This window comes from Streptomyces sp. NPDC006339 (assembly GCF_040612775.1).
In the GTDB taxonomy this organism is placed as follows: Bacteria; Actinomycetota; Actinomycetes; order Streptomycetales; family Streptomycetaceae; genus Streptomyces.
Map to the genome: position 1 here is coordinate 14,135 of NZ_JBEXQW010000073.1, position 14,680 is coordinate 28,814.

General features: G+C 74.1%; 18 protein-coding genes and 1 pseudogene. 9 read left to right on the forward strand and 10 right to left on the reverse strand.

Going from position 1 to position 14,680, the window contains the following annotated elements; translation table 11 throughout:
• Positions 1-6 precede the first annotated feature (6 nt).
• A complete protein-coding gene (locus tag ABZ135_RS36005) occupies positions 7-834 on the reverse strand; it encodes a cobalt-precorrin-6A reductase (RefSeq protein ID WP_356702119.1) in 828 nt (275 codons plus the stop codon).
• Positions 835-915: 81 nt separating this feature from the next.
• On the opposite strand from ABZ135_RS36005, the gene ABZ135_RS36010 reads away from it, so the two are divergent.
• Together ABZ135_RS36010 and ABZ135_RS36015 are read left to right on the forward strand one after the other, a co-directional pair.
• On the forward strand, positions 916-2,031 hold the full coding sequence (locus ABZ135_RS36010; RefSeq protein ID WP_356702144.1) for a cobalt-precorrin-5B (C(1))-methyltransferase: 1,116 nt from the start codon (positions 916-918) through the stop codon (positions 2,029-2,031).
• A 48-nt stretch (positions 2,032-2,079) separates the two neighbouring features.
• Positions 2,080-2,211 (forward strand): hypothetical protein, encoded by a 132-nt coding sequence (locus ABZ135_RS36015; protein WP_356702121.1) that lies wholly within the window; start codon positions 2,080-2,082, stop codon positions 2,209-2,211.
• Here ABZ135_RS36015 and ABZ135_RS36020 read toward each other — a convergent pair.
• From ABZ135_RS36020 to cbiE, 3 genes are all read right to left on the reverse strand, one after another.
• The gene (locus ABZ135_RS36020) at positions 2,201-2,869 is read right to left on the reverse strand and encodes a hypothetical protein (RefSeq protein WP_356702123.1); all 669 of its coding nucleotides are present in this window, start codon (positions 2,867-2,869) and stop codon (positions 2,201-2,203) included. The two genes, ABZ135_RS36015 and ABZ135_RS36020, sit on opposite strands and share 11 nt — an antisense overlap.
• 202 nt (positions 2,870-3,071) lie before the next feature.
• Positions 3,072-3,821: a precorrin-4 C(11)-methyltransferase gene (gene cobM / locus ABZ135_RS36025; protein WP_356702125.1), complete on the reverse strand. Its 750-nt coding sequence runs from the start codon at positions 3,819-3,821 to the stop codon at positions 3,072-3,074.
• Positions 3,818-5,035 (reverse strand): precorrin-6y C5,15-methyltransferase (decarboxylating) subunit CbiE, encoded by a 1,218-nt coding sequence (cbiE, locus tag ABZ135_RS36030; protein ID WP_356702145.1) that lies wholly within the window; start codon positions 5,033-5,035, stop codon positions 3,818-3,820. The genes cobM and cbiE overlap by 4 nt, the downstream gene beginning before the upstream one ends.
• Before the next feature lie 256 nt (positions 5,036-5,291).
• Between cbiE and ABZ135_RS36035 the strand changes: the two genes are divergently transcribed.
• The 3 genes from ABZ135_RS36035 to ABZ135_RS36045 are packed head-to-tail and all read left to right on the forward strand — an operon-like array spanning position 5,292 to position 7,582.
• Positions 5,292-6,467 carry a CE1758 family FMN-dependent luciferase-like monooxygenase gene (locus ABZ135_RS36035; RefSeq protein ID WP_356702147.1) on the forward strand — a complete coding sequence of 392 codons (1,176 nt, stop codon included), beginning with the start codon at positions 5,292-5,294 and terminating at the stop codon, positions 6,465-6,467.
• A 4-nt stretch (positions 6,468-6,471) separates the two neighbouring features.
• Positions 6,472-7,095 (forward strand): FMN reductase, encoded by a 624-nt coding sequence (locus ABZ135_RS36040; protein WP_356702126.1) that lies wholly within the window; start codon positions 6,472-6,474, stop codon positions 7,093-7,095.
• A gap of 37 nt (positions 7,096-7,132) precedes the next feature.
• Positions 7,133-7,582: a universal stress protein gene (locus tag ABZ135_RS36045; RefSeq protein WP_356702128.1), complete on the forward strand. Its 450-nt coding sequence runs from the start codon at positions 7,133-7,135 to the stop codon at positions 7,580-7,582.
• A 31-nt stretch (positions 7,583-7,613) separates the two neighbouring features.
• Here the strand turns inward: ABZ135_RS36045 and ABZ135_RS36050 are convergent, their stop codons facing one another.
• From ABZ135_RS36050 to ABZ135_RS36060, 3 genes and pseudogenes are all read right to left on the reverse strand, one after another.
• Complete coding sequence (locus ABZ135_RS36050) at positions 7,614-8,762, reverse strand: MerR family transcriptional regulator (RefSeq protein WP_356702130.1); 1,149 nt, start codon at positions 8,760-8,762, stop codon at positions 7,614-7,616.
• Positions 8,763-8,860: 98 nt separating this feature from the next.
• Complete coding sequence (locus ABZ135_RS36055; protein WP_356702132.1) at positions 8,861-9,727, reverse strand: ABC transporter permease; 867 nt, start codon at positions 9,725-9,727, stop codon at positions 8,861-8,863.
• Positions 9,728-9,888: 161 nt separating this feature from the next.
• Positions 9,889-10,839 (reverse strand): annotated as a pseudogene (locus tag ABZ135_RS36060) (ATP-binding cassette domain-containing protein); the annotation flags it as partial.
• 191 nt (positions 10,840-11,030) lie between these two features.
• Here ABZ135_RS36060 and ABZ135_RS36065 point away from each other — a divergent pair.
• Positions 11,031-11,549: a hypothetical protein gene (locus ABZ135_RS36065; protein WP_356702134.1), complete on the forward strand. Its 519-nt coding sequence runs from the start codon at positions 11,031-11,033 to the stop codon at positions 11,547-11,549.
• Between the two features lie 68 nt (positions 11,550-11,617).
• On the opposite strand, the gene ABZ135_RS36070 is transcribed toward ABZ135_RS36065, so the two are convergent.
• From ABZ135_RS36070 to ABZ135_RS36080, 3 genes are all read right to left on the reverse strand, one after another.
• Positions 11,618-12,067 carry a hypothetical protein gene (locus ABZ135_RS36070; RefSeq protein ID WP_356702136.1) on the reverse strand — a complete coding sequence of 150 codons (450 nt, stop codon included), beginning with the start codon at positions 12,065-12,067 and terminating at the stop codon, positions 11,618-11,620.
• A 72-nt stretch (positions 12,068-12,139) separates the two neighbouring features.
• The gene (locus tag ABZ135_RS36075; protein WP_356702138.1) at positions 12,140-12,571 is read right to left on the reverse strand and encodes a RidA family protein; all 432 of its coding nucleotides are present in this window, start codon (positions 12,569-12,571) and stop codon (positions 12,140-12,142) included.
• 160 nt (positions 12,572-12,731) lie between these two features.
• The gene (locus ABZ135_RS36080; RefSeq protein WP_356702149.1) at positions 12,732-13,208 is read right to left on the reverse strand and encodes an Rrf2 family transcriptional regulator; all 477 of its coding nucleotides are present in this window, start codon (positions 13,206-13,208) and stop codon (positions 12,732-12,734) included.
• 122 nt (positions 13,209-13,330) lie between these two features.
• Between ABZ135_RS36080 and ABZ135_RS36085 the strand changes: the two genes are divergently transcribed.
• From ABZ135_RS36085 to ABZ135_RS36095, 3 genes are read left to right on the forward strand one after another with little or no spacing between them, the layout of a single operon-like run.
• A complete protein-coding gene (locus ABZ135_RS36085; RefSeq protein WP_356702139.1) occupies positions 13,331-13,759 on the forward strand; it encodes a hypothetical protein in 429 nt (142 codons plus the stop codon).
• Complete coding sequence (locus tag ABZ135_RS36090; protein WP_356702141.1) at positions 13,756-14,199, forward strand: hypothetical protein; 444 nt, start codon at positions 13,756-13,758, stop codon at positions 14,197-14,199. Before ABZ135_RS36085 ends, ABZ135_RS36090 begins: the two co-directional genes overlap by 4 nt.
• A gap of 50 nt (positions 14,200-14,249) precedes the next feature.
• The gene (locus ABZ135_RS36095; protein WP_356702142.1) at positions 14,250-14,486 is read left to right on the forward strand and encodes a DUF2630 family protein; all 237 of its coding nucleotides are present in this window, start codon (positions 14,250-14,252) and stop codon (positions 14,484-14,486) included.
• Positions 14,487-14,680: the final 194 nt, after the last annotated feature.

The following is a 14,680-nucleotide window of genomic DNA, read 5'->3' on the forward strand; positions in this document are numbered from 1 at the left end:
GCGCCGCTACGGGTGGGGGTGACCCCGGTGCGGCGGGGGTGATCGCCGGGGTGCCGGAGAGCGGAGCCAGGCCGCGGCCTCCTCCGGGGTCGCCGCCGTCGGGACGCCCTCCGGGACGGGCGGGCGGCGGACGATGACGACGGGGAGGCCGGCCTCGCGGGCGGCGGTGAGCTTGGGGGCGGTGGCGGCGGCGCCGCTGTCCTTCGTCACCAGGACGTCGACGCGGTGGCGGGCGATCAGTTCCCGCTCTCCCTCCAGCGTGAACGGCCCCCGGTCCAGGAGGACCTCGGTCCGGGCCGGCATCGGGGGCTCGGGCGCGTCCACGGAGCGGACGAGGAACCACTCGGGGCGCCCGGCGAAGGCCGCGAGACCCATCCGGCCGGTGGTGAGGAAGACCCGGTCGACCCGGTGGCCGCCCCGGTCGCGGAGGCCGTCGAGGGCCGCCGCGGCCTCGTCGAGGGACGCGACCTCGTGCCAGTCGTCCCCCTCGACCGGGACCCAGCCGGGGCGGCGCAGGGCCAGCAGGGGAACATGGGCGGTGGCGGCCGCCCGGGCCGCGTGGAAACTGATCCGCTCCGCGAAGGGATGGGTGGCGTCGATGACCGCGTCCACGGCGTTCTCCCGCAGCCACGCGGCGAGCCCCTCCGCCCCGCCGAAGCCGCCGATCCGCACCTCGCCCACCGGCAGCCGGGGCGCGGCGACCCGCCCGGCGAGCGAGCTGGTCACCCGCAGGCCGGGGCGCCCGGGGGGCCCGGAGTACCCGGGGTGCCCGGAGTGCAGCAGCCCGGCCAGGGCGCGGGCCTCGGTCGTCCCGCCGAGGATGAGTACGTGCATGGGAATCCTGGGAGTCCGTTCATGAGTTCCGGCATGGGGTCCGGCGCGCGTTCCGGCACGGGGGCCGGGGCCGGTTCCGGCATGGGTTCCGGGGGGCGTGCGGCCCAACTCAAGCACACCGGTCTGCGGCCCGGCTGGACGACCGGTGCCTGCGCGACGGCGGCGACGACCGCCGCGTACACCGCGCTGCTCACCGGCGACTTCCCGGACCCGGTGACGATCACCCTGCCCAAGGGCCAGACGCCGGCCTTCGCGCTCGCCGCGGAGGAACTGCGGCCGGACTCCGCCATGGCCGGGGTGGTGAAGGACGCGGGCGACGACCCCGACGTCACCCACGGCGCGCTGATCCGCTCGACGGTACGGCTCCTGCCGGCCGGCTCCGGCGTGGTGTTCCGGGCCGGCGAGGGCGTGGGCACGGTCACCCTGCCCGGCCTGCCGCTGGAGGTCGGCGAGCCGGCGATCAACCCCGTGCCCCGGCAGATGATGCGGGAGCACGTGGCGGAGGTCGCGGCGGCCCACGGCGCGGCCGGCGACGTCGAGATCACGATCTCCGTCGACCACGGCGCCGAGATCGCCCGCTCCACCTGGAACCCGCGGATCGGCATCCTGGGCGGCCTGTCCGTGCTCGGCACCACGGGCGTCGTCGTGCCCTACTCCTGCTCCGCCTGGATCGACTCCATCCGGCGCGGGGTCGACGTGGCCCGCGCCGGCGGCCTCACCCACGTCGCCGGCTGCACCGGCTCCACCTCCGAGCGCACGGTCACCGAGCTGTACGACCTGCCGGAGATCGCCCTGCTCGACATGGGCGACTTCGCGGGCGCCGTCCTCAAATACATCCGACGCCACCCCGTGGACCGGCTCACGATCTGCGGCGGCTTCGCGAAACTCTCCAAACTGGCCGCCGGCCACCTGGACCTGCACTCGGCCCGTTCCCAGGTCGACAAGACCTTCCTCGCCGGGCTGGCCCGCTCGGGCGGCGCGTCCGAAGCCCTGGCGGAGGAGATCGCCGCCGCCAACACGGGCCTGGCCGCCCTCCGCCTCTGCGAGGCCGCCGGAGTGCCGCTGGGCGACCTGGTCGCCGCCCGCGCCCGCGACGAGGCACTCGCGGTGCTGCGCGGCGCGCCGGTGACCGTCGACGTCGTGTGCATCGACCGCGCGGGCGTCGTGGTGGGCCGGTCGGCACCGGCGGGCCCGTGACCTGAACCGGGGGCGAGAGCTGAACCGCCGGGCCCGGGTCCGGGTCCGATGTTCGAGGACCCCGGGAAGGCCGGCTTCCGCGCGGAGGGCACCTTGCGGGGGGCGCTGCTGTGGGAGGGGGAGCGGGTGGACGCGACGGTGATGGCGGCGCCGGCGCCGGAGTGGGGCGTCACTCCGTGAGCGTCGGGTAGCCGATCTCCGCGATGTCCTCGGCGAGGCCCGCGAGCTCCGCCTCCGGGTTGAGGGCGGCGACCACGGCCGCGGTCAAGGGGCGCAGGGCGAGGACGTGGCGGACGGCGTCGACGTCGACGTCCGTCTCGTGGTAGTCGGAGGCCCATTCCGCGTACGCCTCCGCCGAGCGGTCGACGAGCAGCTCGAAGACGTACGCGGCGCCGTCGGGGAAGTCGACGGTGCCGGTCCGCCAGACCGGGTCGGCGGCCTCGCGCCACAGGCAGCAGGTGATGGTGGGGGTGCCGTCCTCCTCGCAGAACGCGGGCTCTGTCACGTACGGCCGGAAGACCTCCGGTACGGAGTCGAGGACGCCGGGCCAGGGCGCGGGGGTGTCCGTGCGGGCCCACGGGCTCATCGGCGACTCGTGGTCGAAGCCCCGGGCATAGGCCCCGGCATCGGAGAACACGATCGCGTACTCGTCGCCCATGCCGTTCCGCATGGAGGCCATCTGCTCGCCTTCCTCCCAGTGCGCGTCGAAGGAGTAGTACCGGTCCTCCCACTCCGGGCTCAGCACCGCGTCCAGCATCGCGAGCCCCCGGCAGTGGTCGCGCAGTTCCCCGATGCCCGGCAGCGCCCGGGCCACGTCGTAGACGGTCACGTCCCCCATTGCAGCGCATGGCACTGACAGCCGACGTGCGGGCCCCGTCCGGCAAACCTAGGCTCGGCAGGGCACACCCCCCGACGCATACGAAAGGGAGGAATCCCCATGGCGAAGCGCGGCAACAAGAAGCGGGCCCGCAAGAAGAAGAAGGCCAACCACGGCAAGCGGCCCAACGCGTGAACCAGGGCCCGGGGCCGAGCGCCACGCCTCAGCAGGTGTGGCGGTCCCGGGCCGGGTCGTAGAGGTGGCTGTCGCGGAATTCCGAGGCGGCCAGCGTGCGGCCCACGAGGATGACGGCGGTCTTGGTGATGCCGGCCGCCTTCACCTGCTCCGCGATGTCCTCCAGGGTGCCCCGCAGCACGACCTCGTCGGGGCGGCTGGCCATCGCGACGACGGCGGCCGGGCAGTCGGCGCCGTAGTGGGGGACCAGTTCGGAGACGATCCGGTCGACGTAGCGGGCGCCGAGGTGGAGGACGAGCAGGGCGCCGCTGCGGCCGAGGGTGGCCAGGTCCTCGCCCTCCGGCATGGGCGTGGCCTGCTGGGCGATACGGGTGAGGATGACGGTCTGGCCGACCGTCGGCACCGTCAGCTCCCGCTTGAGCGCGGCGGCCGCCGCCGCGAAGGCCGGGACGCCGGGCACGACCTCGTACGGGATGCCGGCCGCGTCCAGGCGCCGCATCTGCTCGGCCATGGCGCTGAAGACGGACGGGTCGCCGGAGTGCAGCCGGGCCACGTCCTGCCCGGCCTCGTGGGCGGCGGTGATCTCGGCGAGGATCTGGTCGAGGTCCATCCGCGCCGTGTCGACCAGCTTGGCGTCCGGCGGGCACTCGGCGAGCAGCTCGCGCGGGACGAGGGAACCGGCGTAGAGGCAGACCCCGCACGCCGCCAGGGTCCGCGCGCCACGCACGGTGATCAGGTCGGCCGCGCCGGGGCCCGCGCCGATGAAGTAGACGGTCATCCTTCTCCAGAACCTTTCGTTACGGACCACTGGGTGACGGGCATCGCCTGGCGCCAGCCGGTGAAGCCGCCCACGGGCACGGCGGCGGCGACCGCGAGCCGGATCAGCTCGCCGCCGTGGCGCCGGTGACGTGCGGCGAGCACCGCCTCGGACTCCAGGGTCACGGTGTTGGCGACGAGCCGGCCGCCGGGCGGGAGCGCGTCCCAGCAGGCGTCGAGCAGGCCGGGCGCGGTCAGACCGCCGCCGATGAAGATCGCGTCGGGGGTGTCGAGGCCGGCCAGCGCGCCCGGGGCGGCGCCCGTGACGACCTTCAGGCCGGGCACGCCGAGGGCGGCCGCGTTGCGCGCGATGCGCGCGGCCCGCTCGGGCGACCTCTCGACGGCGACCGCCCGGCAGGCGCGGTGGGCCCGCATCCATTCGACGCCGATGGAGCCGGAGCCGCCGCCGACGTCCCAGAGCAGTTCGCCGGGGGCGGGCGCGAGGGCGGCGAGGGTGGCGGCGCGGACGTAGCGCTTGGTGAGCTGGCCGTCGTGCTCGTACGCCTCGTCGGGCAGGCCGGGGGTGGTGCCGAGCCGCAGGGTGTCCGGGTCGCGTACGCAGTCGAGCGCGAGGACGTGCAGGGCGTCGGCGCGCTCGTGGGGCCAGTCGGCGGCGGTGCCGTCGAGGAGCCGCTCGCGGGGCCCGCCGAGCTGTTCGAGGACCCGGATCCGGGTGCCGCCCCAGCCGCGCTCGCGCAGCAGGGCCGCGACCCGCGCGGGCGAGTCGGGGCCCTCGCCGAGCAGCAGCAGGCGGCGGCCGTCGTGCAGGGCGGCGGTCAGCGCGTCGAGCGGCCGGGCGACGAGGGAGACCGTCTCGGTGGCCTCCAGGGGCCAGCCGAGCCGGGCGCAGGCGTACGAGACGGAGGACGGGTGCGGCAGGACGTGCAGCCGGTCCGGGCCCAGGATCTCGGCGAGGGTGCGGCCGATCCCGTAGAAGAGGGGGTCGCCGCTGGCCAGGACGGCGACGCGGCGGCCCTCGTGGGCGGCGAGCAGGCCGGGCACGGCCGGGCGCAGCGGGCTGGGCCAGGTGACCCGGGTGCCGGGGCAGTCGGCGACGGGCAGCAGGTCGAGCTGGCGGGGGCCGCCGATCAGCACCTCGGCGGAGCGCAGGGCCCGGCGGGAGGTCTCGGGCAGTCCGTCCCAGCCGTCGGCACCGATCCCGACGACCGTCACCACCTGCTTCGACGGCGCCGGCTGCTCCGGCTGCTCCGGCTGTTCCGGCCGTGCCGATCGCTCCGGCTGCTCCGATATCGCGGCGTTCACATCGGCCGACTCTACGGGAGGGCGGAAACCCGCCGCTCAGCGGCTGATTCCGGGCGTTCTGCCCGATGTGGAAGAGCGCGGGGAGCGGCAGGAATAGGGAGGGAAGTGGCACCGTTGCACGGGATGGTTTAAGGTTCAACCAAAACCAGGAAGGCGAGAGGTGAGCACGATGCAGTTCGGGATCTTCACCGTCGGCGACGTGACGACCGACCCCACCACCGGCCGCACCCCCACCGAGCACGAGCGGATCAAGAACACCGTCGCCATCGCGCTCAAGGCCGAGGAGGTCGGCCTGGACGTGTTCGCCACCGGCGAGCACCACAACCCGCCGTTCGTGCCGTCCTCCCCCACGACCCTCCTCGGGCACATCGCCGCCCGCACGGAGAAGCTGATCCTCTCCACCTCCACGACGCTGATCACCACCAACGACCCGGTGAAGATCGCCGAGGACTACGCCACCCTCCAGCACCTCGCCGACGGCCGCGTCGACCTGATGACGGGCCGCGGCAACACCGGCCCGGTCTACCCGTGGTTCGGCCAGGACATCCGGCAGGGCATCCCGCTCGCCATCGAGAACTACGCGCTCCTCCACAGGCTGTGGAGGGAGGACGTGGTCGACTGGGAGGGGAGGTTCCGCAGCGCGCTCCAGGGCTTCACCGCCACCCCGCGCCCGCTGGACGGCGTCCCGCCCTTCGTCTGGCACGGCTCCATCCGCTCCCCCGAGATCGCCGAGCAGGCCGCGTACTACGGCGACGGCTTCTTCGCCAACCACATCTTCTGGCCCAAGCAGCACACCGAGAAGATGGTCCGCCTCTACCGCCAGCGGTACGCGCACTACGGCCACGGCACCCCCGAGCAGGCCGTCGTGGGCCTCGGCGGCCAGGTCTTCATGCGCAGGAACTCCCAGGACGCGGTGCGCGAGTTCCGCCCGTACTTCGACAACGCGCCCGTCTACGGCCACGGCCCCTCCCTGGAGGAGTTCAGCCGCGAGACCCCGCTCACCGTCGGCTCGCCGCAGGAGGTCATCGAACGGACCCTGTCCTTCCGCGAGTACGTCGGCGACTACCAGCGCCAGCTCTTCCTGATCGACCACGCGGGCCTGCCGCTGAAGACGGTCCTGGAGCAGCTCGACCTCCTCGGCGAGGAGGTCGTCCCGGTGCTGCGCAAGGAGTTCGCGAACCTGCGGCCGGCCGGCGTACCGGAGACCGCCCCGCTCCACCCCGCCGTCCAGAAGGCCGCCGGAAAGTCGGCCGTCGGGAAGACGGCCGTCGGGAAGACGGTCACCGAGAAGGCGGCCGTCGAGAAGGCGGCCGTCGAGGAGACCGCACCGAAGCAGGAGGTCTGATCCCATGCGCACCCTCAAGCTGGTCGCCGTCTCGGCCGGCCTCAGCAGCCCCTCCTCCACCCGGCTGCTCGCCGACCGGCTGCTCCAGGCCGCCCGGTACCGGCTCGCCGAGCAGGAGTACGCCGTCGACGTCGAGGTCGTCGAACTGCGCGACCTGGCCGTCGACATCGCGAAGAACCTCGTCACCGGCTTCCCCTCCGAGAAGCTCGGGGCGGCGATCGACGCGGTGACCGGCGCGGACGGGGTCGTCGCCGTGACGCCCGTCTTCACGGCCTCCTACAGCGGCCTGTTCAAGTCCTTCTTCGACCTGATCGACCCGGCCGCGCTCACCGGCACGCCCGTCCTCATCGGCGCCACCGGCGGCACCGCCCGCCACTCCCTCGTCCTCGACCACGCCCTGCGCCCGCTCTTCGCCTATCTGCGGGCCCTCGTCGCCCCGACCGCCGTCTACGCCGCCTCCGAGGACTGGGGCTCCGGCGGCGACGAGTACACCGAGGGCCTGCCGGCCCGCATCACCCGCGCCGGGAACGGGTTCGCGGACATGGTCGCGGCCCGGCCGGGCAGAAGCGCCGAAGAGGACGAAATCGTCCCGTTCGAGCAGCAGTTGGCCGATCTGCGACTGGATTGACCGGAAGCTTCTCCCGACGGCGAGACGGAGGACCGTGATGACCGTGACGAGCGGCGGCAGGATCGTGGTGGGCGTGGACGGCTCGGAGCCGTCCCTGAAGGCGCTGAGGTGGGCGGCGCGGCAGGCCGCCCTGACCGGGGACTCCCTGCACGCGGTGATCACCTGGGAGTACCCGGCGTCCTGGGCGACCGCCATGCCGGGCGTGCCGCAGGGGTTCGACCCCGAGCGGCTCGCCAAGGAGATCCTGGACGAGTCCCTGGCCAAGGCCCTCACGCCGGCGGAGGCCGCCGCCGTCACCCGCACGGTGGCCGCCGGCAACCCCTCCCAGATCCTGGTCGAACAGGCCGAGGGCGCCTCCCTGCTCGTGGTGGGCGACCGCGGCCACAGCGGCTTCAAGGCGGCCGTCCTGGGCTCCGTCTCGACGAACGTCGCCCAGCACGCGCCCTGCCCCGTGGTGGTCGTCCGGGGCAAGGTCGCCGAGCGGTAGACCCGTACGGCCGGGGGCGCCCTTCGTCCGTCTAGGAGGCGGACCGGACCGCGCCCGCAACGCCCTCCGGCACGCCCTCCGAAACTCCGTCCCGCACGACGTCCGCCACCACGCACGCCACGTTGTCCGGGCCGCCCAGGTCCCGCGCGAGCGCGACCAGGGCGGCGGCCGCGGCTTCGGGGCCGCCGACTCGCGCGAGGCCGCGTTCGATGTCCTGCGCGGTGAGCAGCGCCGAGAGCCCGTCGGTGCAGAGCAGCAGCCGGTCGCCCGGCCGGACCTCGCGCACGGCGAGCTCCGGTTCCGGCGGCACGTCCCCGCCGTCGAGAGCCTTCAGGAGCAGCGCCCGGTCGGGCCGGTCGGCCGCCTCGGCCGGGTCCACCTCGCCCGCGTCGACGAGCGCCTGGACCACCGTGTGGTCCCGGGTGAGCCGGACGAGGGTGCCCTCGCGCAGCAGATACGCCCGCGAGTCGCCCACATGGGCCAGCGCGAGGCGGTTCCCGGCGAGCAGGGCGGCGGTCAGCGTCGTACCGGACCCGGAAAGCCCGGCCACCGCGTCGTTGGCGTCGCGCACCCCGTCCTCCAGGGCGTTGAGGACATCGCCCGCCCGGACGACGGTGCGGGCGGCGGAACCGGCGGGCGGGGCCACCGACGCGAGCGCGGCGAGTGCCGACCGCGCGGCGCGCTCGCCCTCGGGGCCGTACCCGTCGGCGACGGCCAGCAGGCGCGGTCCGGCGTGGGCGGCGTCCTGCTGGACGGCGCGCACCAGGCCGGGGTCGAGCCGTATGGCGGCGCGCAGGGCGAAGGAGGCAGGAGGAGAGGTGGGAGGGGTCGTCGTCATGTCAGTGGGGCCCTTCAGCCGGTCCACCAGGGAGGCCGCCAGGTCCCGCCGCGCCGCCGTCTCCGACTCCACGCCCGCCCAGTACGCGCGGATCGCGCGGGCCGCGCCGGCCGCGTCGTCCGTCTCGTACAGCGCGCAGACCCGCCCGACCTCGGCGAGCGGCATCCCGATCCGCCGCAGCCAGCCCACCAGCCGGGCCCGCTCCACCTGTTCCTCGGTGTAGTAGCGGTAGCCGGTGAACGGGTCGACGCGGGCGGGCGGCAGCAGGCCCAGCTCGTCGTAGCGGCGCAGCGCCTTGGCCGAGAGCCGGGAGGCGCGGGCGAAGTCCCCGATCGTCAGCATGCGTTCCTCCCCGTACCGGGCTCCCTGCCCGGCGCCACCGATGCTGGGCCTTCCCCGCGCGGGAAGGTCAACCGCCGCGGTCGGGCGCGTGGAGAACGCTACTTGCGGTTGTACAGGCGCATCGTGACCGCACCGAAGACCACCACGAACACCGCCGACCAGCCGAGCGACCAGGCGATGTCCGCCGCCGGCCAGTTCCCCGCCATCAACTCCCGCACGGCCGTCGCCAGATGGGTCACCGGGCTGTTGTTCACGAAAGCCTGGAGCCAGCCGGGCATGGTCCTCGGGTCGACGAAGACGTTCGACAGGAAGGTCAGCGGGAAGATCACCATCATGCTGACGCCCATGACCGACTTCTCGCTGCGCAGCATCAGTCCGAACATGGTCCAGATCCACGAGAACGCGAACGAGAACACCAGCAGCAGCGCCACCCCGAGCAGTACGCCCGCCACCCCGCCGTCCGGCCGGTAGCCGATGACGATGCCGACCGTGAGCATCACGGCGGAGGCGATCAGATAGCGCACGACGTCCCCGAGCAGATAGCCCACCATCGGCGCGGGCCGCCAGATCGGCAGCGTACGGAAGCGGTCGAAGACGCCCTTCTCGATGTCCGTGTTGACCGAGACGCCGGTGTACATCGTGATCATCACGACGCTCATCACCAGGATGCCCGGCAGCAGGAACTGGATGTACGCCGAGACGGAGCCGGCCAGCGCGCCGCCGAAGAGGTACGTGTACATCAGCACCATCATGATCGGGAACGCCGTCACGTCGAACAGTTGCTCCGGCACGTGCTTGATCTTGAGCATGGCCCGCCAGCCGAAGGTCAGCGAGGCGGAGAGCGCGCTCGGCCGCGGCGGCCGGGTGTGTCCCACGAGCAGCGCGGCGAGCTCGTCGGCCTTGGGGGCGACGAAGTCGAGGGTGTCGGCGGTCTGCCGGTCCTTGCCGGTGGTGACGGTGCTCATGCCGTCGGTCCCTTCCGGTCGGGGGCCGCCGTGCCGGGAGCACGGTCCGCGGGAGCAGGGTCCGCGGAAGCGCGGCCCGCAGGAGCCGGGTCCGCGGGAGCGCGGTCCACAGGGGCACGGTCCGCAGGGGCACGGTCCGCAGCGGCAGGGTCCGCGGGAGCGCGGTCCGTCAGGGCGAGGAACACCTCGTCCAGGCTGGGCTGTCCGAGCGCGAAGTCGTCGACCGTGATGCCGCTCCTGGCCAGCTCGGCCAGGGCCCGGGCGGCCTGTTCGGCGGCGCCGAGGTCGCTCCCCCGGCCGCCCACGGTGGCGGTGAGCGCGACCGGGTCGGAGTCGAGCTGGACGGTGGCGTCGAGGGCCCCGGTGAGGATCCGCTCGGCCGCCGGGCGCTGCTCGGGGTCCCGGAGCCGTACGTGCACGGACCCGGCGCCCACCGATGCCTTGAGCTCGCCCTTCGTCCCCTCCGCGATGACCTTGCCGTGGTCGATGACGGCGATCCGGGACGCCAGCCGGTCGGCCTCGTCCAGGTACTGGGTGGTGAGCAGGACGGTGGTGCCCTGGGCGACGACGGCGCGGACGATGTCCCAGACCTGGTTGCGGCTGCGCGGGTCGAGGCCGGTGGTCGGCTCGTCGAGGAACAGCAGGTCGGGGACGTTGAGGATGGACGCGGCGATGTCGATACGGCGCCGCATGCCGCCCGAGTAGTTCTTGACCTGCCGGTCCGCCGCCTCCGCGAGGCCGAACGCCTCCAGGAGCTGCGCGGAGCGCTCGCGCGCGGCGGGGCGGCCGTGGCCGAGGAGCCGGCCGAGCAGCACCAGGTTCTCGGTGCCGGTGAGGTCCTCGTCGACGGAGGCGTACTGGCCGGTGAGGCTGACCCGGCCGCGGACGGTGTCGGCGTCCGCGACGACGTCCTTGCCGAAGACCCGGGCGCGGCCGCCGTCGGGGCGGAGGAGGGTGGCGAGCATCTTGACGGCGGTGGTCTTGCCGGCGCCGTTGGGGCCGAGGACGCCGTACACGGTGCCGGCCGGGACGCGCAGGTCGATGCCGTCGACGGCGCGGTTCGTGCCGAAGACCTTGACCAGCCCTTCGGTCTCGATGGCGAGGTCGGTCATACGCCTGTCCTCCCTGAGGGCGTCACGCGGGCGTGGGCGTGGGCGGGGGCTGGTTGTTCGGATCCGCTTCAACCAGTTTCCGGCGGGGACGCCGAGGGTGCCAGGGGACGAGGCCGGCTCCGTCGCGCGGCGGAGGCGGTCGGCCCCTCGGGACGACGTGCGGGCCGGGCCGCCGGCGGGACGCTGAGGTCATGCTGACGCCGAAGATCGACGCGCTGCCCGACGTGCCCCGGTGGGCCGCCGTGGCCGCCCACGCCGTGCCCCTGGCCGTCCTCCCCTCCGGGCTGTGGCGGCTCGCGCTGGTCGCCGGCCTCCCGGTCACCCAGGACGCCGGCGACGGCTCGATGGGCCTCGGGGAGTCCGTGTACGTGGTCTCCCTCAGCGTCGTCTCCGAGCTGCTGGCGTTCCTGACGCTGGGGCTCGTCCGTGCCTGGGGCGAGGTGTTCCCGCGCCGGCTGCCCTTCCTGGGCGGGCGCCGGGTGAACTCGGCCGCCGCGACCGGGGCGGCCCTCGCCGGGGCCGCCGGCCTGTGCGCGCTCGCCGCCTGGGGCTTCTACGCGGCGTACGCCGGTCTCGGCCCGGGCGTCCCGGCCTCACCGGCCCAGGACGCCCTGCTCCTCGCCTGCTACGCGCCCCTCCTGGCCTGGCCGCCGCTGCTCGCGGCGGTGGCCGTGGCGTACCACCGGCGCCGGGCCGTCCGTCGTCGGTAGTACGCGGGGGGCGAGGGCTGGTAGTACGCGGGGCCGGCAGGGCGGCGGGGGCTAGTAGGGCGGCGGGGCTAGTAGGGCGCGGGGCGGCCGGACGCGTCCTCGTGGGTGTAGAAGAGGTAGAAGGCGGCGGCGGTGACGGCGCCGGCGACCACCAGGCCGAGCGTGGTCGCCGCGTAGACGCTCCGGTCGGCGAGGCTGTAGAGGAAGCCGATCGCGATGCCGGCGAGGCCGCCCCAGGCGGCGGCGCGCAGCTCGCGCGGCAGGGCACGGCCGTAACGCCGGAGCGCGTAGACGGCGACGGCGAGGACGAGTCCGCTGACGACCCCGAGCCAGAACTGACCCCAGCTCGGTTCGCCACCGCGGCGGACGACGGTCGGGGCGTAGAGGCCGTAGACGATGCCGAGGGCGACGGGCAGCCCCCAACCGTGGGTGCCGGTCTGCTGCCGAGTGCGCCGGCCCGGCTGTCCGCCGTGTGTGCGGTGTCCGCGCCGGTCGGGTATCGCTGCGTGTGCGGCCATGGCGGAGGCTCCTTTCGGGCGCCTTTCCTGCATCCTCCAGAGCACACCCGTGCCGTACGCCCCGCAAGTGGATCAGCCGGCCGTGGCCCTCCGCGCGGGCCGCACCGCGACCGCGTCGATCTCGAAGAGCATGCCGGGCAGGGCGAGGGAGGCGACCCCGCTGAGGGTCTGCGCGGGCAGCCGCTCGCCGAAGGCGGCGTGCAGGGCCTTGCCGAGGATCTCCAGCTTGGCGAGGTCGTGGTCGACGACGTACGAGCCGAGGCGGACCACGTCGGTGAGGCCGAGGCCGACTCCCTCCAGGGCGAGCCGGAGGTTGGTGAGGGCGAGCTCGACCTGGGCGGCGAAGTCGCCGGGGACCGGGGCGCCGGTGGCGTCGGAGGCGTACTGGCCGGCGATGAAGACGAGTTCGCCGGGGGCGGAGGCGGCGTGGCTGTAGCCGAAGGGGGTCGGGTCGTGGAGGGTGGCGGGGTTCGTGAGGGTGCGCCGGTCGGGGTCGATGCTCATGGGATACGTCCTCCGGTGTCGTGGGGCCCGGGCCGGGGCCGGGTCGGGCGGTTGCGGCTCGGGTGTTGCGGCTCGGGTGGCTCGGGTGACTGAGGGGGTTCAGGTGGCTCAGGTGGCTCGGGTGACAGGGGGTTCAGGTGGCTCGGGTGGCTCGGGTGGCTCAGGTGGGCGCGAACCAGCGGCGGATGCGGTCGGGCGCGTCCGGCGCCTGCCGTTCCGCCTGACGGCGCACGTCGTCGAGGGTCCGGGCGGCCAGTTCGCGGCGCCAGGCCAGTTCCGCGCGGCCCATCGCGCCGGCGATGGCGCACTCGACCGCGGGCGTCAGGCTGTTCGGGGCCGCGCCGGGGCCCTGGGCACGGATCTCGGTGCAGCGGAACGCCTCCTCCGGGCCCTCGATCGCCGCGACCACGTCCATCAGCGTGATCCGGTCCAGCGGCCGGGCCAGCCGGAAGCCGCCCTTGGGGCCGGAGACGGAGCCGAGGACGCCGGCCCGGACGAGGGCCTGGAGCTGCTTGTTGAGGTAGGCGGCGGGCAGGTCGTGGTACGCGGCGAGCCGGGCCGCCGTGACCGCCCGCTCCCCGCCGATCCAGGCCAGGTTGAGGCAACTGTGGAGCGCCCACTCCACGCCCTCGTTCATCCTCATATCCTGGATATTAGATGTCCAGGATAGAGGGAGGCAATCCCCTCTCCCTCCCGGCCGCTCCCCCGAACGGTTCAGCAAAAGGTTCGCGATCGAACAACCGCTCCCACGATGAGGCCATGAGCCAGAACAAGACCACCACCACGACCAAGCCGACGTCCCGGGGCGCGTGGGCCGCCGGAGGCACGCTCTTCGCCGGCGTCCTCATGCTGGTCACCGGCGTGATGGACGTCCTCCAGGGCATCGCGGGCATCGCCGAGGACGACATCTACACCCGCGTCGGCGACTACGTCTTCGAGTTCGACCTGACCACCTGGGGCTGGATCCACCTGTGCCTCGGCGTCGTCGTCGCCCTCGCCGGCTACGGCATCCTCTCGGGCGCCGAGTGGGGCCGGGTCGCCGGCATCGCGCTGGCCGCGCTGAACATCGTCGCCCAGTTCCTGTTCCTGCCGTACCAGCCGTGGTGGGCGCTGTTCTCCATGGCCGTGTCCGTCTTCGTGATCTGGGCGCTCGCGGCGGACGACGCGTACCGCGGCGAGCGGCCGTGAGCCGGGCGCGGACGGCCGTCGTGGCCGTCGTGGCGCTCGCGCTGGCCGGTGCGGCCGCCGCCCTGACGGGCTGCGACCAGGCGCAGCAGCGGGCCGGCGAGATCGTCGCCTCCGCGACGGGGGCGGTGGCCTCGGCGGCCCAGGAGAAGATGAACGAGGTCAAGGACGGGGTGAACGCCGCCCGGGACGTCAGGGCCGGGCCGGTCTCCACGGACGGCGACCGCACGGTCGCCGAGGTCACCGCGACCAACCCCGACGACAAGGACGCCGACTACACGATCTGGGTCAACTTCCGTGACGACCGGGGCAACCTGCTCGACGCGGTCGTCCTGAACGTCAACGGAGTCGGCCCCGGCGCGTCCGGGACCGGAACCGCCCGCAGCAACCGGGCCCTCTCCGGCGCCACCGAGGCGGAGATCGCCCAGGCCCTGCGGCACTGACGGCTCCGCTCGACCTGCACGGCGGGCCGGGATCGGCCACGCTGGAGGGCATGGACAACGACGAGATCCTCGAGAACATCGGCGCGCTCGTCGAGGAGGAACGGGCCCTGCGGCAGCGCACGGGCGGCCTCCTGGACGAGGAACGCTCCCGCCTCGCCGAGCTGGAGATCCGGCTCGACCAGTGCTGGGACCTGCTGCGCCAGCGCCGCGCGAAGGCGGAGTTCGGCGAGGACCCGGACACGGCGGCCCTGCGCCCGGCCGCCGAGGTGGAGAACTACCGCAGCTAGCCCCACCCCTCGCTGCGGGCCCTCCCCGCTACGGGACGATACGGCCCACTCGCGGGCCACGCCCGACTGGTGCGGTGCCCCCGCGTGGCCTGCGGCCCACCCACTCCGTTGTGGGCATTCGTTCCGCTGGGGCGGAACGGGTGGGCACAACGGAACGGCGCCCCTTGCCGGGCCTAGGCTCCTGGTGCTTTGAC